A 22,425-nucleotide genomic window follows, 5' to 3' on the forward strand; every position below is an offset into this window, starting at 1 on the left:
CCGCGGTGCGGCGCGCATTCTCCTGTCCTCACTGGCTATCTCCTGATCTTCCAGGACCCCGTATGCCGCCTTTCTCCCCGGATCAGTTGCCCGCCGGCGCGTTTCCGCTCTCCGCGGCTCAGCGCGGAATCTGGTTCGCCCAGCATTTCGCGGGCGCGACCCCGATCTCCATCGCGCAGTACGTCGAATTCGCCGGACCCGTCGATGTCGAACTGCTCGCCGACGCCGCGCGCCAGGCCGGCCGCGAATTCGGCACCGGCTATGTCCGGCTGCTCGAGGTCGACGGATTTCCCTGTCAGATGGTCGATACCGAGCAGGACGACCGGATCCCGGTACTGGATCTGCGCGCGGAAGCCGATCCGGTGGCGGCCGCGCAGGCGTGGATGAGCGCGGAATACACCGCGCCGCTGGATCTGCTGCGCGACCCGCTCGGCTGCTATGTGCTGCTGCGGCTGGCCGAGGAGCACTGGTACTGGTATCAGCGGATCCATCACATCGTGCTCGACGGGTTCGGCGCGATGACCATGCTGCAACGCACCGCCGAGCTGTACAACGCGAAGCGCACCGGCGGCGGCCGGCCGCCGAACCGGGCCGCGGATCTGCGCACGATCATCGACAGCGATGCCGCCTACCGGGATTCGCCGCGGTTCGGGGCGGACGCACAGTATTGGCGCGAGCACCTCGCGGGCATGGCCGAGCCGGTCGGATTGTCCGGGCGCGCGGCCGAGGTGGACGCGCATCCACGGGTCGCGGCGGGCGAATTGCCCTCCGGCACCGCGGAATTGCTCGACAGCGTGGCCAAGGCGGAGAACTCGAGTGTTGCGCCGATCGTGGTGGCGGCGTTCGGCGCCTATCTGAGCGCGATGACGGGTGCGCCGGAAGTGGTGCTGAGCCTGCCGGTGTCGGGCCGGACCACGGCCGCACTGCGGCGCTCCGGCGGCATGGTGGCCAATGTGGTGCCGCTGCGGCTGCGCGCCCCCGCCGCGACGACGGTCGGCGAGTTCATCCGCGCCGCCCAGGGCGAGCTCACCTCCGCGCTGCGGCGGCAGCGCTATCGGCAGGAGGACATCGTCCGGGACCTGGGCTGGGCCGTGGACGAGGGCGCGTCGTTCGGGCCGACGGTGAACCTGATGATGGTGGATACCAGGATCGAGCTCGGCGAGGTCACCGGGCGGATGCGGGTGCTCACCTCCGGGATGATCGACGACCTGTTCCTGAACCTGTATCCCGGCGCGGGGGCGGAGCGGACGCATATCGATTTCCAGGCGAATCCGAACCTGTACGGCGAGGCGGAGCTGGCCGGGCACCATCGGCGCTTTCTGGCGTTCCTGCACCGCTTTCTGGTCGCCGGCGCCGAGGCGCCGCTGTCGGCGGTGTCGGTGCTGTTCGACGACGAGGTCGCCGAATTGGCGCCCGCGCGCGGGGCGGAGGGCGCTCGGGCCCGGACGTTGCCCGAGATCCTCGGTGCGGGAGCCGATCTCGACCCGACAGCGGTCGCGCTGCGCGGCGGCGGACGGCAGCTGACCTACGGCGAGGTCGACGCGTACACCAACCGGCTCGCGCGGCTGCTGATCGCGGCCGGTGCGGGACCGGAACAGGCCGTGGCGATCTCCATTCCACGCTCGGCGGAATCGGTGCTTGCCCTGTGGGCGGTGGCGAAGACCGGAGCGGCGTTCGTTCCGATCGATCCGGGGTATCCGGGCGATCGGATCGAATACATGGTACGAGACAGCGGCGCGGTCACCGGACTGACGATCGCGGCGGCGCGGCCGGCGCTGCCCGACGGGCTGTCCTGGCTCATCGTCGATGCCGCGACGACAGAAAAGGCAGTGGCGGAACAGGATTCATCCCCGGTCGGCGATGGCGACCGAATCGCCGGAATTCATGTCGACCAGCCCGCCTACCTCATCTACACCTCCGGTTCGACCGGGCTGCCCAAAGGCGTGGCCGTGACCCATCGCGGGCTGGCGAACCTGGTGGAGAACTCCGGCGCGGCCTTCGGCGTCGATGCCGAATCGGTGATGGCGCACGCGGTTTCGCCCAGCTTCGACATCTCGATCGAGGAACTGCTGGTGGCGTTCGCCGTCGGCGCGACCGTCGCGGTGGTGCCGCCCGAGGCATACGCCGGGTCCGAACTGTCGGAAGTGCTTCGTACACAACGGGTTACGCACTTGAATGTGACGCCCGCGGTCGTGGCATCCCTGGACTCGGCGACGCTGCCCGCGCTGCGCACGGTGATCGTCGGCGGTGACGCGTGCCCGCCCGAACTGGTGGCGCGCTGGGCCGGGCGGCGGCTGCTCAACGGGTACGGCCCGACCGAGACCACGATCACCGTCACGGTGAGCGCTCCGCTGGAAGCCGGTGCGCCCGTGCGCATCGGCGGCCTGGCGCGCGGAGTGCGGGCGGTGGTGCTGGATCCGTGGCTGCGGCCGGTCGCCCCCGGCGCGACCGGGGAGCTGTATCTCGGCGGTCCCGCGGTGGCGCGGGGATACCACCGGCGCAACGGGTTGACCGCCAGCCGGTTCGTCGCCGACCCGTACACCCCGGGCGCCCGGCTCTATCGCACCGGCGACCTGGTGCGCTGGCGGCACGGCGGGGGCCGCTGGGAGCTGGAGTACGCCGGACGCACCGACTTCCAGGTGAAGGTGCGCGGATACCGGATCGAACTCGGGGAGATCGACGCCGCGCTGCAACGGCAGCCGGGGGTCGAGTTCGCGCTAACCCTCGGCGCGAAGACGCCCGCCGGAGCGACCGCGCTGGTGGCCTACGTGCGGGGCGGTCCGGGAGCGGAAGCGCTGAAAGCGGCTCTGGCACAGGATCTGCCGTCCTACCTGGTGCCTACGGTCATCGTGGAGATCGACGCGGTGCCGCTGACCCCGGTCGGCAAGGTGGACCGCCGCGCCCTGCCCGCACCGGATTTCGGCACCCGCACGGTCGATCGTCGCGCGGCATCCACGCCTCGCGAGGAAATCTTGGCTCGCCTGTTCGCCGAAGTTCTGGGTGTGGACGGTGTCGGCGTCGACGAGAACTTCTTCGCTCTCGGCGGCGACAGCATCATCTCCATCCAGCTGGTCTCGCGGGCGCGCGCCGCCGGCCTGAGCTTCACCGCCCGAGATGTCTTCGAGCGCAAGACCGTCGCCGCCCTGGCCGCCGTCGCCACCGATGCCGCCGCGACCGCCGTGCGTGAATTGCCCGGCGGCGCGGTAGGACCCATCGCGCCGACCCCGATCGTGCGGGCCATGCTCGAATCGGGCGGGGCCTGGAAGCGCTACAGCCAGGCGGTGCTGATCGGCCTGCCGCCCGATGTCACGCCCGCGCGACTGACCTCGGCGGTGCAGGTCCTCCTGGACCGGCATGACGTTCTGCGCAGCCGCCTGCGCCGACGCGGCGACGGCTGGGATTGGGCTGTCTCCCAGCCGGGTTCGGTCGATGCCGCCCAGCTCATCGATGTCGTGACAGCCGAGGGCGAGCCGGCCGAGATCGCCGAACGCGAACTGCAACGAGCGGCTGACCGCCTGGATCCAGCCGCCGGGGTCACCGCCGGATTCGTCTTGATCCGGACTCCCGGTGGCGGGCGGCAGGAGGACGCCGCGGCGTCGATCGGTGGCGAGTGCGGTGCGTCCGAGCGCCGCGGGGCCTTGGATGGTGATCGGCAGCGCGGGGTGCTGTGGGTGGTGCTGCACCATCTGGTGACCGACGGAGTCACATGGCGAATCCTGTTGCCGGACTTGGCTACCGCGTTCGGCGGTGGGGAGTTGCGGCCGATCGGGACCTCGTATCGGAGGTGGGCGCAGGCCAACGCCGACGAGGCGCTGCGGCGGGTGGGAGAGTTGCCGATCTGGCAGCGAATCGCGGCGACGCCGGATCCGTTGCTCGGTGCGCGGGCGATCGATCCGGCGGTGGACGTGGTCGCGACCGGGGCGCGGATCCGCACGACCGTGCCCGCCGCGGTGGCAGCCGCCGTGCTCGATGAGGTGCCGCAGCGGTTCCACTGCGGTGCGGACGATGTGCTGCTGACCGCGCTGGCGCTGGCGGTGGCCCGGTGGCGGCATCGCGACAGTGCGCTGTTCACGCTGGAGGGGCACGGGCGGGAGGACTCGATACTGCCCGGCGCGGATCTGGCGCGCACCGCGGGATGGTTCACCAGCGTGTATCCGATCGCGATCGATCTGGCGGGCATCGATGTGGCGGACGCGTTCGCCGGTGGCCCGGCGGCCGTGGCGGCGCTCAAGTCCGCCAAGGAGCAGTTGCGCGCGGTGCCGGACAAGGGAGTCGGCTACGGGATGCTGCGCTACCTGAATCCGGAGACCGCCGCGGTGCTCTCGGCCGCGCCGACACCTCAGATCAGCTTCAACTATCTGGGCCGGGCGCTCACCGGCGATGAAGGTGATTGGCTGCCACAGCGTTTCGCGTCGACCCAGGACGATCGCGCGCCGTTGCCCGCCGTCATCGATATCAACGCGATCATGGGCGCGACCGGACTCGAGGTCACCTGGGACCATGCCTCGCGGCTAGTGGACGACGAACAGGTGCGCGAACTCGCGGATCTGTGGTTGTCGGCCCTGACAGCGCTCACCCGCACCGGGGCGGGCGGGCACACCCCGTCGGATTTTCCGCTCGTGCCGCTCACCCAGCCGCAGATCGATGCCTGGGAGCGCGCGTACCCGGATCTCGCCGATGTCTGGCCGCTGTCGCCCTTGCAGTCGGGGCTGCTGTTCCACGCGCTGTACGACACGGATACCGCCGACGGGTACACCGTGCAGACCCGGCTCACCCTGTCCGGCCGGGTCGATGCCCGCCGATTGCGCGCGGCCGCGCAGGCTTTGGTCGATCGGCACGCGAATCTGCGCGCCGCCTTCGTCGAAACCGAAGACGGTCCACGGCAATTGGTTCTCGACGCCGCCGAAGTGCGTTGGCACGAGGTGGATCTGCGACCGCTGACCGATACGCGGGATCTGGACCGTCTCGTCGCGGTCGACGCCAACTGCCGATTCGACCTCACCCGGCCGCCGCTGCTGCGCTTCCAGCTGATCCGGGTCGACGACGAGACATACACCCTGCTGATGACCAATCACCATGTGGTGCTGGATGGTTGGTCGACGCCGCTGCTGGTACGCGAGCTCCTGACGTTGTATGTCGGCGCTGCCTCGGGTGCGCCGATGACGGAGATCCTGCCGCCCGCACCGTCCTACCGGGCTTTCCTGGCCTGGCTGGCCGAGCCGGACAGCACGGACTCCGCGGCGGTCTGGCGGGCCGCCCTGGATGGTGTGGACGCACCGACCCGAGTGGTGCCGACCCTGGCCGGCGTGCAGTCCGCCGCCGGGATGGTGTCGGCGGATCTACCGGCCGAGCTGGTCGAGCGGCTGGCGGTGACCACCCGCGCGGCCGGCGCCACGACGAACACCGCGGTGCAGGCGGCATGGGCGCTGCTGCTGGTCATGCTGACCGGTCGCACCGATGTCGTGTTCGGCGGCACCGTATCGGGCCGCCCGCCGCACCTGGCGGGCGTCGAAGACATGGTCGGGTTGTTCATCAACACGCTGCCGGTGCGGATCCGACTGGATCCGGCCGAGCGCGTCACGGACCTGCTCTCGCGCATCCAGGCCGAACAGGCGTGCCTGCTGGATCACCAGCAGATCGGGCTGGCCGAGATCCATCAAGCCGTCGGCCTGGCCGAATTGTTCGACACGCTCACCGTTTTCGAGTCGTATCCGATCGACCGGGAGACGCTGTCCCGCTCGCTGGACATCGCGGGCATGCGGGTGCTGGACGTCTCCGGGACCGACGCGACGCCATACCCGTTGAACCTCATGGTGATTCCGCTGCACGGAGCACCCGGCGAACCGGACACCCTGCGCATCACCGTGAAGTACCTGGCCGACCACTTCACGGCGGCGGACGCGGGCCGCCTGCGGGATCGATTCGTGCTGCTGCTCCGGCAGCTCGCCGAACGGCCGCAGGCGCGGGTCGCGCAGCTGCGGCACTGCGACCGTGCCGAACGGGCCCTGCTGCTGCCACGCCGCGGCGCGCCCTCGGTGCCGCAGCGCACCATGCCCGAGATCCTCGCCGCGGGCGCGGCGATCGACCCGGACGCCGTCGCGGTAAGCCTGGGCGGTGTGAGCATGACCTACGGCGAACTCGACGCCTGGTCCAACCGGTTCGCCCGGGTGCTGCTGCGGCGCGGGGTCGGCGCGGAGGTGTTCGTGGTGCTGGCGCTGACCCGCTCCATCGAATCGGTGGTCGCGGTGTGGGCGCTGGTCAAGACCGGCGCGGCCTTCCTGCCGCTGGACCCGAACTATCCGGTCGAGCGGATCGAGCACATTCTCACCGATTCCGAGGCACCGATCGGGGTCACGGTGCACGCCACCGGCGACACCCTGCCCGGCACCATCGACTGGCTGCTGCTCGACGAACTGAACACCATCCGCCGGGTCATGACCGTATCGGCCGATCCGATCACCGACGCGGAACGGGGCGGCGCGATCCGGCTGGATCAGACCGCCTACCTCATCTACACCTCCGGCTCGACCGGAAAACCCAAGGCGGTACTGCTGAGTCATCGTGGGGTCGCCAATCTTGTGACAGCACAGCGGGAATCGCTGGCGCTGGATCGAACGGCTCGCGAACTCCAGGTGGCTTCACCGAGTTTCGACGCGTCGGTGTTCGAGATGCTGTGCGCGCACGGCATGGGCGGACAGCTGGTGCTGTCGCCGCCCGAGGTGTACGGCGGCGCCGAACTCGAGGCGCTGCTGCGCACCGAACGGGTGACCCACGCGGTGATCACCCCCTCCGTGCTGGCCACCATGGATCCGCGCGATCTTCCCGAACTGCGGGTGCTCTCGGTCGCCGGTGAGGCGGCGAGCGCCGAACTGACCGCGCAATGGTCGGCGGGCAGGCGCCTGCTGAACCTGTACGGCCCCACCGAATTCAGCATCTGGGCGACCGGTCCGGGTGAGCTGCGGGCCGGGGAACCGGTGACCATGGGCGGCCCGATCCGCGGCGCGGCGCTCATGGTGCTGGACGGGTGGTTGCGGCCGGTGCCGGTCGGCGTGGAGGGCGAGCTGTATCTCGCCGGACCGGCCATCGCGCGCGGCTACTTCAACCGATTCGCCATGACCGCGGGACGTTTCGTCGCGAACCCGTTCGACGTGCCGGGGGAGCGGATGTACCGCACCGGCGACATGGTGCGGTGGGTAGCGCGCGACGGCGCGCTCGAGCTGGAGTACCTGGGGCGCAGCGACTTCCAGGTCAAGATCCGCGGGCTGCGGATCGAGCTCGGGGAGATCGACGCGGTGCTCGGGGCCGATCCCGACGTCGAGTACGCGGCGACCATCGGAATGCCCGGCCCCGGCGGCGTGACCGTACTCGTGTCCTATGTCGTGCCCGCGCGTACCGGCGGCAGCGAGTTCGACACCGAACGATTGCGCAATCGAGTGGCGGGTCGACTGCCCGGGTACATGGTGCCCGGTCACCTGATGGTCCTCGACGACGTGCCGCTGACCCCGGTCGGCAAGCTGGACCGAAAAGCCTTGCCGGTACCGGATTTCGAGCGGCAGCAGCGCCGGTATCTGGCACCGCGCACCCCGGTCGAAGCGGCGGTCGCGCAGGTGTTCGCCGACGTGATCGGAGCCGAGCGAGTCGGGATCGACCAGTCGTTCTTCGAACTCGGCGGCAACTCGCTCAGCGCGACCCGGGTCGTCGCCCGGGTGAACGCGGCCCTCGGCTCCACCATCGCCCTGCGCGACCTGTTCGACGCACCCTCCGTGGCGCAGTTGGCCGGCCGCGTCGTCCCCGCCACCGAGGATGCCCGCGCCCCCTTCGCTCTGGCCCCGCGGCTGCGCCCCGACCGCATCCCGCTGTCTCCGGCACAACAGCGCATGTGGGTGCTGAACCAACTGGACCCGACCTCGGCCGCCTACAACATCACCGTCGCGCTGCGCCTCACCGGCCCCTTCGACCCGGCAGTCATGCGCCACGCGCTCACCGACGTGCTCCGCCGCCACGAAACCCTCCGCACCGTCTACCCCGCCGACACGCAGGGCCCGCGCCAGGTGATCCTGGACGTCGACTCGGCGGTACCCACCCTCGAGGTCCGCGAGATCGAGGACGGCGCGCCTCTGACCGATCGGATCAATACCCTCGCCGCCCGAGGGTTCGACCTGACCGTCGATACACCGATCCGAGTCACGCTGTTGCGCCTGCCCGCCCAGGAGGCGGACGCCTCCAACGGCGGGGTTCGAATCCCGCCGTACGACACCGATTCGGCCCACGATGGTGTGGAACCGGTGCACGTTGTGCTGCTCGTGGTGCACCACATCAGTGCCGACGGGTTCTCGATGGCACCTCTGGCGGCGGATCTCATGACGGCGTACGCGGCACGCGTGGCCGGGTACGGTGGGGGCTTGCCGGCGCGCGCTGTGCAATACGCCGATTTTGCGCTGTGGCATCGCGACCTGCTCGGCCTGGAGTCGGATCCGGAGTCGTTGGCGGCGCGGCAGATTCGGCACTGGAGCGAAACGCTCGCCGATGCGCCGGAGATACTGGAGGTGCCTGCCGACCGGCCGCGGCCCGCCGTGCAGTCGATGCGCACCGCCGACCTGAACTTCACGCTGGACGCCGAACTGCACCGTGCGATCGTGGAACTCGCTGCCGCGCAGCAGGCCAGCGTGTTCATGGTGGTGCATGCCGCGTTGGCGGTACTGCTCGGGCGGCTCGGCAATACCGACGACGTGGTGGTCGGCACGGCGGTGGCCGGGCGTGGTGCGGCGGCGCTGGACGACATGGTGGGCATGTTCGTCAACACCCTCGCCCTGCGCACGCAGGTCGATCCCGCGCTCGACTTCCGTGAATTCCTCAGCGCTGTCCGCACATCGGACCTCGCGGCCCTCGGGAATGCCGACGTTCCCTTCGAGCGTCTGGTCCAGGTGCTGAACCCGTCCCGCTCGACCGCCCACCACCCGATCTTCCAGGTCACCCTGTCGCTACAGAACTTCACCGAGCCCGTTCTGGAATTGCCCGGGTTGCGTGTCGAACTCGAAGAGCTGGAACGCGCGGCCGGACAGTTCGATCTCGCCTTCGACCTGCGCGAACGGCTCGCCGACGCGGAGCCGGCCGGAATCGAGGGCGTACTCACCTATGCGACAGACCTTTTCGACCGCGCCACCGTCGACTCCTACATCCGCCGCTGGCTCCGCATGCTCACCGCGATCACCACCGAACCCGACCTGCCCGTGGCGGCCATCGATCTACTGGATTCGGCCGAACGCGCCGAGCTGGTACCGGTCCGCGGGCCGGAGTCCACCGGCACGATCACCTTGCCGAACCTGCTCACCGCCACGGCCGCGCGCTTCCCCCACCGGACCGCCCTCGTCTGCGCCGGCACCAGGCTGACCTACACCGAACTCGACGCCCGCTCGGATCAGCTCGCACACCTGCTGCGCGCGGCGGGTGCAGCGCCGGAAACGGTTGTGGCCCTCGGCCTTCCCCGTGGCATCGAGCTACTCGTGAGCATCTGGGCGGTAACCAAGACCGGCGCCGCTTTTCTCCCGGTCGACCCGAAACACCCTCTCGACCGCATAGCCCACATGCTCACCGACTCCCGTGCGCGCCTCGGCCTGACTCGAACCATCCACCGCCCTAACCTCCCCGACACCACCCACTGGCTGAACCTGGACAACCCCTTCCACGCCGACCCGACCACTCCGCCTCATACAGTCGAACCCGCCGCCACGAAAACACCCCCGACGTCTGCTACCCCCGAGGTCGCTCTAACCGCGCGCGAGGGTCGCACCGGCTTACCGGATTCGGATCCGGCCCTGCTCGATCGTGCCGCGTGGATGATCTACACGTCCGGGTCGACCGGAACTCCCAAGGGGGTCACGGTCTCCCATCGTGGAATAGCGGATCTGGTTCTGGCGCAGCGCGAGTCGCTGGGTTTGGACGAGCAGTCCCGGGTGTTGCAGGTTGCCTCGCCCAGTTTCGACGCGTCGATCTTCGAAGCGCTGATGGCCTTCGGCTCCGGCGGTGCGGCGATCATCGCCCCACCGGACGTGTTCGGCGGCGAGGCGCTGACCGATTTGATCGAATCCGAGCAGGTCACCCACATGGTGATCACTCCCTCGGCCCTGGCCACCCTGGACCCGGCCCGAGTCGCGAGCGTCCGCGTGCTCGCGGTGGCCGGTGAGGCCGTGGGGCCCGAACTCGTCGAACGCTGGGCGCAGCCGACTGTCGATCCGGCCGCCTCCGGTGCTGGCGAGTCGGCAGGTGAGCCGGACGCGGAAGGCAGGCGGGCCGCGCTCGGATTCGGCGAGCGGCGGATGGTGAATCTGTATGGGCCGACCGAGTTCACGATCTGGGGTACCGGATCGGGGGCGTTGCGGCCTGGGACGACGGTGACGATCGGCGGGCCGATTCGGGGGGCCCAGGCGCTGGTGCTCGATCAGCGGTTGCGGCCGGTGCCGGTCGGGGTGGCGGGGGAGTTGTATGTGGCGGGGCCTGCGCTGGCGCGCGGGTATCACGCGCGAGCTGACCTGAACGCGGCGCGGTTCGTCGCGAATCCGTTCGGTGCGGTGGGGGCACGGATGTATCGCACCGGTGACCTGGTGCGCTGGGTGCGAGCGGACGGTCTGGAGCTGGAGTACCTCGGGCGCACCGACTTCCAGGTGAAGGTGCGCGGGCAGCGCATCGAGCTCGGAGAGATCGATGCGGTACTGGGCCGTGCGCCGGGTGTGGACTTCGCGGTGACGCTGGGTGTGCACGGACCCGGTGCGGCAACGGCGCTGGCCGCCTACATCGTGCGAGAACCCGGTGCCGAGGTCGAGGCCGAGCAGTTGCGCGCGCACGCGGCGGATCGCCTGCCCGGCTACATGGTGCCCGCGGCATTCGTGGTGCTGGACGCCATCCCACTGAACGCGGTGGGCAAGCTCGATCGAAAAGCGCTGCCGGAACCTGTATTCGGTGTCGAGCAGGGCGAGTTCATCGCTCCGGGAACGCCCACCGAGGACGTGCTGGCGTCGATCTACGCCGAACTGCTCGGGCGCGATCGAGTCGGTGTGACGGACTCGTTCTTCGCGCTGGGCGGTGACAGCATCCTGGCCATCCAGGTGGTCTCGCGCGCCAAGCAGCACGGTGTGATCGTCACGCCGCTCCAGGTTTTCGAGCATCGCACGGTGGCCGCGCTGGCGGCGGTCGCCGATGCCGCCGGACCGCAGCTCACCTTGGCGGAACTGCCGGGCGGTGGCGTGGGCGATATTCCGCTGCCGCCGATCGTGCACTACATGCTCGAGCGCGGCGGCGACCATGATCGCTTCGCGCAGACCGCGGTTCTGGAATTGCCCGTGGGAATCCGCCACGACCAGTTGGTCGCCACGCTCGCGGCGGTAATCGACCGCCATGACATGCTGCGCGCCAGGCTCTTCCGTGCGGAGGACGGCGAATGGCGGCTGTGGGTCGCCGAACCCGGTACGGCCGATCCCGCCGCCCTGGTCCGCCGGGTCGAGTTCGCCGCCGACGCCGATACCGTCGACCTGCGCGAATACGCTACCGCCGAAGTGGATTCGGCCATGAACGAGCTGGACCCGGCCGCGGGCGTCGTTCTGCGGTTCCTCTGGCTGGACCCGGTCGGCGCGGCCGGGGACCGCAGCCGGGCCGGACGGCTGATCGTCATCGCGCACCATCTCGTCGTCGACGGCGTCTCCTGGCGCATCCTGATCCCGGATCTCATGGCCGCCTGGGCGCAGCTCTCGGCGGGCTCCACCCCGGTCCTGCCGGACCCCGGCACGTCCATGCGCCGCTGGTCGCATGCCCTCGCCGCGGAGGCCCGAACACCCACCCGGACAGCCGAACTCGACTATTGGCGAACGGTCCTCGATGGTCCGGACCCGGGACTGGGCGCGCGCGACCTCGACCCCGGCATCGATCAGGCCCATACGTTGCGCATGGTCGACCTCGAGCTTCCGGCCGATGTCACCACCGCACTGCTCACCACCCTGCCCGCCCTTTTCCACGGCTCGGTGGAGGACACCCTGCTCGCTACGCTGGCGCTGGCCGTCGAACAGTGGCGCTCCGCTCCCACGGGCAGCGTGCTGCTGCGCCTGGAAGGCCATGGCAGACAGCAGGAAGTCGTGCCCGGCGCGGATCTTTCGCGCACGGTCGGCTGGTTCACCAGTATCTATCCCTTGCGAATCGACCTCGGCGGCATAGATATCGCGCAGGCGGCGGCGGGTGGGACCGCACTCGGATCACTCATCCAGGCGGTCAAGCATCGGCTCCTGGCGGTCCCGGACAAGGGCATCGGCTTCGGGCTGCTCAGATATCTGAACGACGAGACAACGCGGCACCTTCCCCGTCGACTTCCCGGCCGCATCGGCTTCAACTATCTCGGCCGCTATTCGGTCAGCGACATCCCCGCCGGATTGGAAGGACTGGGCTGGCTCCCGACCGACGAACTCGGCGACCTCCCGGCAGGCGAACACCCGAACGTGCCGCTACAGACGGAGATCGATGTGAACGCGGTCGTCGTCGACGGTCGATTGCGGGCGAGCTTCGGCTTCCCCGTCACCCTCTTCGACCATGCGGCCGTATCCGAACTCGCGCGGCGCTGGGGCGAAGCACTCACCGCCGCAGCTGCTTTCGCGGACACCGACGCGGCTCGCGAGCTGGGCGCGGCGGAGGGACAGGCACCGGCTTCGGCGCTCGGCCTGGATGTCGTGCTCCCCATCCGCCCGGCCGGTGACGAACCGGCCCTGTTCTGCATCCACCCGTCCTCCGGAATGTCGTGGACCTACCTGGGATTCGCGGAGGCCCTGGCCCCGGGCCGGCCGATCTACGGCTTGCAGGCGCCGGACCTGAGCGGCCGGGAAGCGCCGGTCCGCAGTATCGAGGACTTCGCGCACCGGTATGTCCGGGAGATCCGCGCGATCCAGCCGACCGGCCCGTACCACCTGCTCGGCTGGTCGTTCGGCGGGCTGATCGCACACGCCGTCGCGGTGCTCCTGGAGCGATCGGGTGCGGAAGTCGGCGTGCTGGCGCTGCTGGACGCCGATACCGCCGATATCGACGGCGACAGTATCGAAACGCTCACCGCCGGTTCGTTCGTCAGCGCCTTCGGCGCGGTCTTCGGCATCGAGAACGTCCCCGCCGACGCCACCGCGCAGCAGGCAGCCGACCTGATCGCTGCCCGCGTCGGCGCCGAATTGGTCGACGCGGGCACGCTCGAGCGAATGGCGGGCTCCTACAACGCTTCCGCGCGCACGCGCACCGGCTATCAGCGTCCCGCCTACCACGGTGACGTGCTGTATTTCCATGCGACCGAGGACACTTCGGCGATCTTCGGCGCGGCGGGCTGGCAGCCCTACGTCACCGGCGCGATCACCGAGCACGAGATCGCGGTCACCCACGACGAATTGACAGCCCCGCACGTCCTGCCCGGAATCGCGCGCGTGCTCGACCGACATCTTGGAGGAACCAGTGGGCACTGACACCGGGGTTGTGGTGGAGGCCGTCGAGAAATCGTTCGGCTCCGTGAAAGCCTTGCGCGGAGTGGATTTCGCTGCCGCGCCGGGGGAGGTGCTCGGCATTCTCGGACCCAACGGTGCGGGCAAGACCACCACCGTGAACATCCTGTCCACCCTGATCGCGCCGGACCGGGGCCGGGCCAGTGTCGCCGGTCACGACGTGGTCGCCGATCCGGCGGCGGTCCGCCGCGCCATCATGATGACCGGCCAGTTCGCCGCGCTCGACGATATGCTCAGCGGTTACGAGAATCTCGTGATGTTCGGCCGGCTGATGGGTCTGCGGAAACGGGCCGCGCGGGTCCGCGCCGATGAACTACTGGCCGAGTTCGATCTGGTGTCGGCGGCGGGTCGCCGGGTCGGCACCTACTCCGGCGGCATGCGGCGGCGCATCGATATCGCCTGCGGCCTGGTGGTGCGCCCGGATGTGGTGTTCCTCGACGAACCGACCACCGGCCTGGATCCGCGGAGCAGACAGGGGGTTTGGGACCTGGTCGCGGGCTTTCGCAAGCACGGCATCACCACCTTGCTGACCACCCAGTACCTGGAGGAGGCCGACGCACTGTGCGACCGGATCATCGTCATCGATCACGGCGTGGTCATCGCCGAGGGCACCGCCGATGAGCTCAAGGCCCGCACCGGCGCCGCCTACTGCGAGGTGGTGCCGCTCGCGCCGGCCGATCTCCCGGCCATCGCCGATGCCTTGGGTTCCCTGCTGCCGCAGGGCAATCGGGCGGCGCTCACCCCCGACTCCGACCGCGTCGCCATCCCCGCCCCCGACGGCGCGAAAACCCTGGCCGAAGCGCTGCGCCGTCTCGACGACGCGAATATCGAACTGGTCGACATCGCGCTGCGCCGTCCTTCGCTCGATGACGTCTTCCTCCAGTTGACCGGCCATCTGGCCGCTGCCGAGGACCCGGCATGACCGCGGGGGTCTGGCTGGCCGACGTGCGTGCCACACCGGTCCGCGTCCAGCAGTGGTGGGTGCTGACCACGCGGCTGATCGTGCCGTCGCTGCGAACCGGTGAGGTGCTGTCCTCGGTGCTCGCGCCGGTGGCCTTCACCGCGAGCTTCTACATCCCGCTGAAGACCGTAATGACCTTCGCCGGGCACGGTTTCAGCAGCTACGCGCAGTTCATGATGCCGATCGTGATCCTCCAGGCCGCCGCGTTCACCGCGATCGGCGCGGCTTTTCGTGCCGCGACCGATGCCGTCGCGGGCCTCGATCGCCGATTCGGCGCGATGCCGATCGGCCCGCTGGTGCCGGTCGCGGCGCGGATGGCGGGCAATGTCTTCCGGCTGCTGATCGCAGTGGCGGCGGCGCTGGTTTCCGGGTACGTGATCGGGTTCCGCTTCCATCTCGACCTCGCGCACACCCTCGGCTTCCTGGCGTTCGCGCTGCTGATCGGGCTCGCGCTGACCCTGGGCGCGGATGTCATCGGGACTCTTGCCAAGAGCCCGGAGGCGACGACCCAGGCACTGGTCCTGCCACCGCTGATCCTCGGCATGCTCTCGACCGGCCTCGCGCCCGCGAGTCAATTCCCGTCCTGGGTACAACCATTCGTGCGCAATCAGCCGATCTCGCAGTTCGCGATCGGACTGCGTGCGCTGGCCGGTGATTCGAAAGCTGTGGTGGGCGATCCGGGTTGGCCGCCGCTGCTGTGGGTGTTCGGAATCCTGGTGGTGTGCCTGCCGCTGGTGATCCGGCTGAGTTCGAGGAGGGCATGATGGTGCTGTCGGTGCTTCGCCCGCACGGTCCCGGCGAGACGGCGCCGATCGCGCTGCTGCGGCACACGACGGTGCAGACGCAGCGACTGCTACTGCGCTGGTCGCGAAATCCGGTGGCGCTGCTGGAGACTCTGATCATTCCGTGTCTGCTGCTGCTCATGCTCGACATCGTGGTCGGCAATCAGATCGAGAAGTTCTCCGGCGCGAACGCACTCTACGGGTCGGTGCCCATGGTCGCGATCGTCGGCGCGCTCTCCGGCGCGGTCGCCGGTGGTGTCATGCTCGGGCGGGAACGCGATGCCGGTCTGCTGGCGCGCTTCTGGGTGCTGCCGGTGCATCGCGCTTCGGGGCTGCTGGCCCGGATTCTGGCCGAGGGCTGCCGCATCCTGGCGGGCACCCTGGTGGTGATCGTCGTGGGCCACCTGCTCGGTTTCCGTTTCCAGCGCGGCTGGTTCGCCGCCCTCGCCTTCGTCGGTGTGCCGGTGCTGTTCGGGCTGGCGTTCGCCACCATGGTCACCGCCGTTGCCGTGTTCACCGCCAAAGCCACACTGGTGGAGGGGATCACGATTCTGAGCTCGCTGCTGATGTTCTTCAGCACCGGTTTCGTGCCGCTGATCGCGTACCCGGCGTGGATCCAGCCGGTGGTGCGCAATCAACCCATGTCCGTGGCCGTGGACGCGATGAAGGCGCTGGCGCTGGGCGGTCCGACCGCGCACCCGCTGCTGCTGACCGTGCTGTGGTCGGTGGCCCTGCTCGCGATCTTCGCGGTGCCCGCCGGGATCGGGTATCGGCGGGCGAGCCGAACCTGACGCCTAAGCTGGCCGCATGCGCCTTTCCGTCGTGCCCTCTCGCTTCGCCATCGAGCACCTGCCGGAGGCGACCTTCCCCGAGGACGACGAGTGGATCGCGCTGGTGCGCGCGCCGGAGGGGCTGACGGTCATCCGGGACGCGCCGCCGTGGGTGGAGGAGAAGTGGGTGGGCTTCTACGGCACGGCACACGAATTGGACGCGCCCGGTGTGCTGGCCGGGCTGATCACACCCCTGGCGGAGTCGAAGATTCCCGTGTTCGTCGCCTCGACCTTCCATGCCGACCTGGTGCTGGTCCCGGAGAGCAAACTCGAGGCAGCTACCGCGTCGCTGGTGGACGCGGGGCATCGGGTGGGTTGAGGGTCAGGCCTCGAACGGCACCGCGTTGCCCGCGGCGTCCCGGGTGCCCGCACCCGCCGCGATCGCCGTGGCCAGCTCGACGACGCCGGTCCAGGTGCGCGGCGGGTCGGCGGCGAGATTGCCGATCGTGAACCACTTCTCCGTGCCTCGGTAGCGGACCAGGCCCTTTCCGGCGGCATCGACGGTGATGTCGAGCTCGCCGGAGACGGTGCCCTCCTCCTCGGTCATGACGGCGGCCTTGGGGATCTCGATGATGTCGCTTATTTGAACTCTCCTCGAGACACACAGTCGGCGACCGCGGCGCGCAGTGCCGACTGTTCGGCGGAATCGACGGTCAGTGCGTACTTTATCTTCACGCGGACGTAGCGATCGATATAGGCGCACCGGAATGTCCCCGGCGGCAAATAGTTGGCTGCGTCCTGATCACCCTTGGATCGGTTGGCCGACGGATCCGAGGCCTCCAGGTTGAGCGCGTCATTGGCGATCCGCCGGCGGGTGTCCTCGTCCTTGGTGGCCGCGCCCGAACGCCAGGCTTCGGCCAGCGCGACGATGTGCTCGGCGTCGACCGAGGCCGGGTCGGTCATCCACTTGTAGGGCTTGAGCTGACCGGTCTTGGCGTCGAGGAAGCCGTATTCGTCGCGCCAGCCGCCGTCCTTGCCGATGGTGAGTTTGCAGGTCTTCGCGTCCAGGGTGACCGCGCCGGTGGCGTCGCGCAGCATCATCACCTCGCGGGTGGTGCATTTGGCGTACTGGGTGAACTCGGCGCCGAAGCCGTGCTCGGCCTTGTTGGTGTCCCAGTGCGGGAACTTCTCGCGGTCGTAGCCGCTCATCGCGGCTTCGGTCGCGACCTGGAGTTTCCCGAGCATGTCGTTGATCTCGGCGCTGGACCCCGCGGCCTGGGGTGCCGACTGCGGCGCCGCGGTTCTGGTCGCCTGGCCGCAGCCGGCGGCGATCACCAGGGCCAGACAGAGACCGGCCGAGCGGCCGAGCAGCGACAGTGGACGAGCCGTGACCTTCATCAGTACTTTCCTTACGCCTGCGATCTCGAACGGCGTCAAGGTAACTCGCCGCCGTACTGGCGAAAGGCAATGCCGCGTATGAGGTTAGGCACAGCGAGTGACGCACGTCACCATCGATGCTGGCACAGTCGCAGGTCCCGGAAAAGCCGGACGGCGCAGTCTGTTTCAGCGCGGCGCCGGCAATGTGCCACTGAGCAGCCCTTTTCCGGTGCGGGCCAGCACGATCGCCCAGGCGCCCAGCAGCAGCGCGTAGAGGATGACCGCCGTCGCGGCGAACAGATAGGCGCCGGTATGGGTGTAGAGGACGGCGCTACCGGTGACGCAGGTACCGAGCGGAAACGTGAAACCCCACCAGGTCAGCGCGAAGTCGAGTTCGCCCGCCCGGTGGGCGCGCGCGGTGACCGCCATCGCCAGCGCGAGCCACAGCATGGCGAATCCCCAGGTGGCGATACCGAAGATGACCGAGAAGACGATCAGTCCCTTGGCGTAGAGCTCGGGTAGCGTGCCGTCGGCGGCGTTCGCCAGCAGACCGGCCGCGGTCACCGACTGGCCGAGCGGGCCGAGCACCAGCCACAGCGTCGGCACCGTCGCGCCACGCGGCACCGTGCTGTGCACCAGTCGTGACCAGATCATGGTGATGGTGACCAGCGCGGCGATCAGCGACAGCCCGAACATCGCCAGGCACACCAGGATCAGGGTCAGGCGCGCCTGACCCGCGGGCGTGTGCGGGACCAGCAGCGCGCCCATGCCCGCCGAAACCATCGGCGGCACAACGGGCATCAGCCACCCGCCGAACGCCGCGTCCGGTGCGATCCGCTCGCCGGTGAACATCCGATAGGGAATCGCGAACGCGGTGAGCAGCCCCAGCACCGTGCCCAGGCTCCACAGCGTCCAGTCGATCGTGACCGCCGCGTCCAGCCCGATCACGTCCCGGCCGAGCAGCAGGGTGCCCGCGCCGACGGTCATCAGCGCCATCGGCGGCGCGCCGAAGAACTGCGACATGATCGGGTGGCGGCCGTCTGCTCGCGCGTATTCCGGGAACCGGATCAGGTGCACCGCGTAGGCCGCGCTCAGCGCGAGCAGGAAGGCGGCCGCGACCGCCCAGACGACCAGCGCCGCCGGGCGCAGGCCGGGAAACCGCAGCGGCAGCGTGGCGGCCGCGTTCGCGATGATGCCGGTGCCCATCACGGCCGCGAACCAGTTCGGTCCGAGGTGGCGCAGCGCGTCCATCTGCCCGGACCGCACGGCCGGGCGCGAGATCATGGTGGCGGTCATGGCTCCAGCATCGGCGTCGCCGCCGATATCGAGTAGCCGCCGCGTAGCTATGGGTGCATAGAGTGGATCTATGCCCCTGTCCCCGCGCGTACCGGATCTGGCCGCGCTCGATCTGCTGCTCTCGGTCATCGAGCTGGGCAGCCTGGGGCGCGCGGCCCAGGCGCACGGCATCAGCCAGCCCTCCGCGTCCTCGCGCATCCGCTACCTGGAGCAGCTGGTCGGCACGGCGGTGCTGGAACGCACGCCGCTCGGGTCGCGTCCCACCCCGGCGGGCGCGCTGATCGCCGCCTGGGCACGCCAGGTGGTGGCCGCCGCCGAGCAACTGGACGCCGGAATCACCGCGCTGCGGGCCGAACGCGATTCCCGGCTGCGGGTGGCGGCCAGCCAGACCGTCGCCGAATACCTGTTCCCGGGGTGGCTGCTCACCCTGCGCGCCACCGCGCCCGAGATCACCATCGCGCTGGAGTCCGGGAACTCGGTCGACGTGGCGCAGGCCGTGCTCGACGGCAAGGCCGGAATCGGGTTCATCGAGAGCCCACGATCCTGGCGCGGCTTGGAATCGCATGTGGTGGCCCGCGACGAGCTGGTGGTTGTCGTCGCGCCGCGGCACCGGTGGGCCAAGCGCGGCACGGTGACGGCCGCCGAACTCGCCGCCACCCCGCTGATCCAACGCGAACCCGGCTCGGGCACGCGATCGCTGTTCGAGCAGGTGCTAGGTCGTGCGATTCCGGGTTGGCAGCCGAATGTCGCGCTGGAGCTGTCGTCCACCACCGCGATCAAGACAGCGGTCGCCGCTGATGTCGGTGTCTCCGTGCTGAGTTCACTGGCCGTGGCCGCCGATGTGGCGGCGGGCACCCTGGTCGCGCCCGAGGTGCCGGGTCTGGATCTGCGCCGGAGTCTGCGCGCGGTGTGGCCGAAGGGTCGTCGACCCTCGGGACCCGCGCGGCAGCTGTATGCGATCGCGCTGAAGAGCGCTCATAGCCCAGGTGTATGACCTCGGGGTCAGCGTCCACCGGTCAGGCCCGGCCCGTCCAGCCCGACGGAGCTGGGCCGCTGCACCGTGTCGGGTATGACGCGCTGTTTGTCCAGCACGTCGACCAGACGCCAGTCCGCGGCCTCGGCCGCCGGGTTCTCGGCGGGGGTCTGCTCGATCCGCAGGTGATAGCGGTACCCCGCCTCGTGCTCGAATCCGTCGATTTCGCGGGCGTAGAGCTCCCAGGGGGCGTTGGCGTCGCGACGGATTTGCAGGCACCGATCCTCCGAGGTCTGTGTGCAGCGCATCGTTTCGTGCGCGACGTCGATCTCGAGCACCTGCTCGACCGGGCCCGAATCGCCGGAGCTATGCGCTGGCGCGAAGTTTCCGAACGCGCCCGCGCGCAGCGAGATATCCGGTGAGCTGGCGGGTACCGCCGGTGATTCGGCCAGCGACTGCGAGGTGCAGGCTGCCGCGACGGGCAGGGTCGTGAGGCCGAGCAGGACTACCTGACATAGCCGCATCTGCATTCGGCCGATGCTAATCAGCGAATTTGCCGAAAGGTAGCCATTCACTCGAAAAAGCTCGACCGGGCCATTCCGGAAGAGTGTTTGCTGAACAGAGGGAAAGCAATCTGTCAGCAAACTGAAATCGACTCTCTAAAATCTCCCGGCCTGGTCGGAGTGGGGTTCGCGGCGGCCTCTCGCGTAGCGCAAATGTCCATCTCGGCCGGTCTCGCATCGGGTTGTCGGAAAGTTGAATTTACCTATTGTGCTGGCGAAATGTGCTCTGCACCGCATTGTCGCGCACATTATGATGCGTCTCACGAATAACTCGGACGGTGCTCGAATCAATCGTCAAGTGATGATCGTCACAGAGGCGAGATTTTGTTGTGACCTAGAGTACCCATTAGCTTGCATGAGTTGGCATTGCTGCCGGATTCGGAGAGATACCTGATGAACTTCGACACAACCCGTGCCGTCGGCGCGGGGTACGGAACTCGCGTATGACCCCCGATACCCGGACCGCGCTCGCACAGCTCGAAATCCTGCGGGAAGCCAAACGCCGTGACTCCCCGGCGCAGGTAGTCCGCAAGAACTTCTCCGACACCGTCGTGTCCTCGGTGCGCACCTTCGGCCGCGCCGTCGGCATGGCCGAGGAGTCCGTGACCGGCGCGGTCGGTGATCTGGCCCGCGGCAAGTTCCAGTGGCGCGAAGCCATCCTGCAAGCCTGGCGGCTGATCACGGTCACCACCATCCCGGCCATCCTGATCGCCATCCCGTTCGGCGTGATCGTCTCGATCCAGGTCGGCAATCTCATCCACACCCTCGGCGCGGACTCGCTGCTCGGCGCGACCGGCGGCCTCGGCGTGATCAAACAGGGCGCCCCGATGGCCACCGGCTTCCTGCTCGGGGGCGCGGGCGCCGCGGCCATCGCCGCCGACCTCGGCGCGCGCACCATCCGCGACGAGATCGACGCGCTGCACACCATGGGCATCAGCCCGATCCACCGGCTGGTGATCCCACGCATGGCCGCCATGCTGATCGTGGCACCGCTGCTGAATATCCTCATCATCTTCGTCGGCGTGCTCGCCGGATACGCCGTCGCCATCACCGGACAGGGCGTCACCCCGGGCAGCTACTGGGCCACCTTCGGCTCCTTCACCACCACCGCCGATGTGTGGGTATCGCTGCTCAAGGCGCTGATCTTCGGATTCCTCGTGGTGATCATCGCCTGCCAGCGCGGCCTGGAAGCCAAGGGCGGTCCGCGCGGCGTCGCCGACGCGGTGAACGCGGCCGTGGTGCTCTCGGTCGTCTCGATCGTCGTCGTCAATCTGGCGATGACGCAGGTCACGGCCATGTTCCTTCCCACCAGGCTGGCATAGATGACCACGTCCTCCTACACCCCCAAGGGGTTGCGCTGGGTCGCGCGTTACTTCCGGCGCGGCAGCCGGGTGCTGCGCGCCGCCGACCTGCTCGGCTTCGTCGCGGTGTTCGTCTGGCAGGTGCTCTCGGCGATCCCGCTGACGCTGCGGCGCTACCGCGGCGAGACCATGCGCGCCATCACCAATATGACCTGGGGCCGCGGCTCCATCGTGGTCGGCGGCGGCACGGTGCCGATGATGATCGTGCTCGGCCTGGTGATGGGCGCCTCGGTCGCGGTCGAGGCGTTCGCGACGCTGGACATGCTCGGTATGGGCCCGGTCACCGGCGTGGTCTCGGCCTACGCGACCACCCGCGAGCTGGCCCCGATCGCCGCCGCGGTCGGGTTCGCCGCGCAGGCGGGCTGCCGGATCACCGCCGAGATCGGTTCCATGCGCATCTCCGAGGAGATCGACGCGATCGAGTCGCTGGGCCTGCGCTCGGTGCCGTTCGTGGTGACCACGCGCGTCATCGCGGGCGCGCTGGCCATCATCCCGACCTTCCTGATCGCGCTGATCCTGTCCTACGCGGCCTGCCGCGGTCTGATCACCCTGGTGCACGAGCAGTCGGCCGGCGTGTACGACCACTACTTCTTCCAGTTCGTCTCCGGATTCGATGTGATCGCCGCCGTGCTCAAGGTGGCTGTCTTCGGTGTCGTGGTGATCCTGGTGCACAGCTACTACGGCTTCTTCGCCACTGGTGGGCCCGAGGGCGTCGGCATCGCCTCCGGCCGCGCGGTGCGCGCCAGCTTCGTGTCGATCATCGCCATCGACATGGTGCTGTCCATCGTGTTCTGGGGTTTCAACGCGGCGATCAGTTTTACGGGGTGA

Annotated in this window: 12 protein-coding genes; 8 read left to right on the forward strand and 4 right to left on the reverse strand. The window is 69.2% G+C overall.

Annotated elements, in window-relative coordinates; translation table 11 throughout:
- The first annotated feature begins 62 nt into the window (after window positions 1-62).
- Genes ACFVMC_RS27160 through ACFVMC_RS27180 form a run of 5 tightly spaced genes read left to right on the forward strand, consistent with a single transcriptional unit; the run spans window position 63 to window position 16,406 of the window.
- Window positions 63-13,478, forward strand: coding sequence for an amino acid adenylation domain-containing protein (locus tag ACFVMC_RS27160; protein ID WP_379214824.1), 13,416 nt, complete (start codon window positions 63-65; stop codon window positions 13,476-13,478).
- A complete protein-coding gene (locus ACFVMC_RS27165) occupies window positions 13,468-14,436 on the forward strand; it encodes an ATP-binding cassette domain-containing protein (protein ID WP_379214826.1) in 969 nt (322 codons plus the stop codon). The genes ACFVMC_RS27160 and ACFVMC_RS27165 overlap by 11 nt, the downstream gene beginning before the upstream one ends.
- Entirely contained in the window at window positions 14,433-15,239 is an 807-nt protein-coding gene (locus tag ACFVMC_RS27170) for an ABC transporter permease (protein WP_379214828.1), read from the forward strand. Before ACFVMC_RS27165 ends, ACFVMC_RS27170 begins: the two co-directional genes overlap by 4 nt.
- Complete coding sequence (locus ACFVMC_RS27175; RefSeq protein WP_379215329.1) at window positions 15,236-16,048, forward strand: ABC transporter permease; 813 nt, start codon at window positions 15,236-15,238, stop codon at window positions 16,046-16,048. The genes ACFVMC_RS27170 and ACFVMC_RS27175 overlap by 4 nt, the downstream gene beginning before the upstream one ends.
- A 16-nt stretch (window positions 16,049-16,064) precedes the next feature.
- Window positions 16,065-16,406: an ACT domain-containing protein gene (locus ACFVMC_RS27180; RefSeq protein WP_379214830.1), complete on the forward strand. Its 342-nt coding sequence runs from the start codon at window positions 16,065-16,067 to the stop codon at window positions 16,404-16,406.
- A 3-nt stretch (window positions 16,407-16,409) separates the two neighbouring features.
- On the opposite strand, the gene ACFVMC_RS27185 is transcribed toward ACFVMC_RS27180, so the two are convergent.
- The 3 genes from ACFVMC_RS27185 to ACFVMC_RS27195 all read right to left on the reverse strand — a co-directional run bounded on the left by ACFVMC_RS27185 (window position 16,410) and on the right by ACFVMC_RS27195 (window position 18,700).
- A complete protein-coding gene (locus ACFVMC_RS27185; protein ID WP_379214831.1) occupies window positions 16,410-16,634 on the reverse strand; it encodes a hypothetical protein in 225 nt (74 codons plus the stop codon).
- A gap of 32 nt (window positions 16,635-16,666) precedes the next feature.
- Window positions 16,667-17,425, reverse strand: coding sequence for an HNH endonuclease family protein (locus tag ACFVMC_RS27190; protein WP_379214833.1), 759 nt, complete (start codon window positions 17,423-17,425; stop codon window positions 16,667-16,669).
- A gap of 165 nt (window positions 17,426-17,590) precedes the next feature.
- A complete protein-coding gene (locus tag ACFVMC_RS27195) occupies window positions 17,591-18,700 on the reverse strand; it encodes a TDT family transporter (protein WP_379214835.1) in 1,110 nt (369 codons plus the stop codon).
- A 70-nt stretch (window positions 18,701-18,770) separates the two neighbouring features.
- Between ACFVMC_RS27195 and ACFVMC_RS27200 the strand changes: the two genes are divergently transcribed.
- Complete coding sequence (locus ACFVMC_RS27200; RefSeq protein ID WP_379214837.1) at window positions 18,771-19,694, forward strand: LysR family transcriptional regulator; 924 nt, start codon at window positions 18,771-18,773, stop codon at window positions 19,692-19,694.
- A gap of 8 nt (window positions 19,695-19,702) precedes the next feature.
- Here the strand turns inward: ACFVMC_RS27200 and ACFVMC_RS27205 are convergent, their stop codons facing one another.
- A complete protein-coding gene (locus ACFVMC_RS27205) occupies window positions 19,703-20,203 on the reverse strand; it encodes a DUF4377 domain-containing protein (RefSeq protein ID WP_379214839.1) in 501 nt (166 codons plus the stop codon).
- 476 nt (window positions 20,204-20,679) lie between these two features.
- Here ACFVMC_RS27205 and ACFVMC_RS27210 point away from each other — a divergent pair, with 476 nt between their 5' ends.
- Window positions 20,680-21,558 carry an MlaE family ABC transporter permease gene (locus tag ACFVMC_RS27210; RefSeq protein WP_379214840.1) on the forward strand — a complete coding sequence of 293 codons (879 nt, stop codon included), beginning with the start codon at window positions 20,680-20,682 and terminating at the stop codon, window positions 21,556-21,558.
- A complete protein-coding gene (locus ACFVMC_RS27215) occupies window positions 21,559-22,425 on the forward strand; it encodes an MlaE family ABC transporter permease (protein WP_379214842.1) in 867 nt (288 codons plus the stop codon).

This window comes from Nocardia sp. NPDC127579, assembly GCF_042672005.1.
Classification (GTDB): domain Bacteria; phylum Actinomycetota; class Actinomycetes; order Mycobacteriales; family Mycobacteriaceae; genus Nocardia.

What these genes read in the sequence shown, in the direction of transcription:
- ACFVMC_RS27185 (WP_379214831.1), bottom strand. Translation starts at nt 16,634, where the DNA reads ATGACCGAGGAGGAGGGCACCGTCTCCGGCGAGCTCGACATCACCGTC.
- ACFVMC_RS27170 (WP_379214828.1), top strand. Translation starts at nt 14,433, where the DNA reads ATGACCGCGGGGGTCTGGCTGGCCGACGTGCGTGCCACACCGGTCCGC.
- ACFVMC_RS27160 (WP_379214824.1), top strand. Translation starts at nt 63, where the DNA reads ATGCCGCCTTTCTCCCCGGATCAGTTGCCCGCCGGCGCGTTTCCGCTC.
- ACFVMC_RS27205 (WP_379214839.1), bottom strand. Translation starts at nt 20,203, where the DNA reads ATGCAGATGCGGCTATGTCAGGTAGTCCTGCTCGGCCTCACGACCCTG.
- ACFVMC_RS27210 (WP_379214840.1), top strand. Translation starts at nt 20,680, where the DNA reads ATGACCCCCGATACCCGGACCGCGCTCGCACAGCTCGAAATCCTGCGG.
- ACFVMC_RS27190 (WP_379214833.1), bottom strand. Translation starts at nt 17,425, where the DNA reads ATGAAGGTCACGGCTCGTCCACTGTCGCTGCTCGGCCGCTCGGCCGGT.
- ACFVMC_RS27200 (WP_379214837.1), top strand. Translation starts at nt 18,771, where the DNA reads ATGCCCCTGTCCCCGCGCGTACCGGATCTGGCCGCGCTCGATCTGCTG.
- ACFVMC_RS27180 (WP_379214830.1), top strand. Translation starts at nt 16,065, where the DNA reads ATGCGCCTTTCCGTCGTGCCCTCTCGCTTCGCCATCGAGCACCTGCCG.
- ACFVMC_RS27175 (WP_379215329.1), top strand. Translation starts at nt 15,236, where the DNA reads ATGATGGTGCTGTCGGTGCTTCGCCCGCACGGTCCCGGCGAGACGGCG.
- ACFVMC_RS27215 (WP_379214842.1), top strand. Translation starts at nt 21,559, where the DNA reads ATGACCACGTCCTCCTACACCCCCAAGGGGTTGCGCTGGGTCGCGCGT.
- ACFVMC_RS27195 (WP_379214835.1), bottom strand. Translation starts at nt 18,700, where the DNA reads ATGACCGCCACCATGATCTCGCGCCCGGCCGTGCGGTCCGGGCAGATG.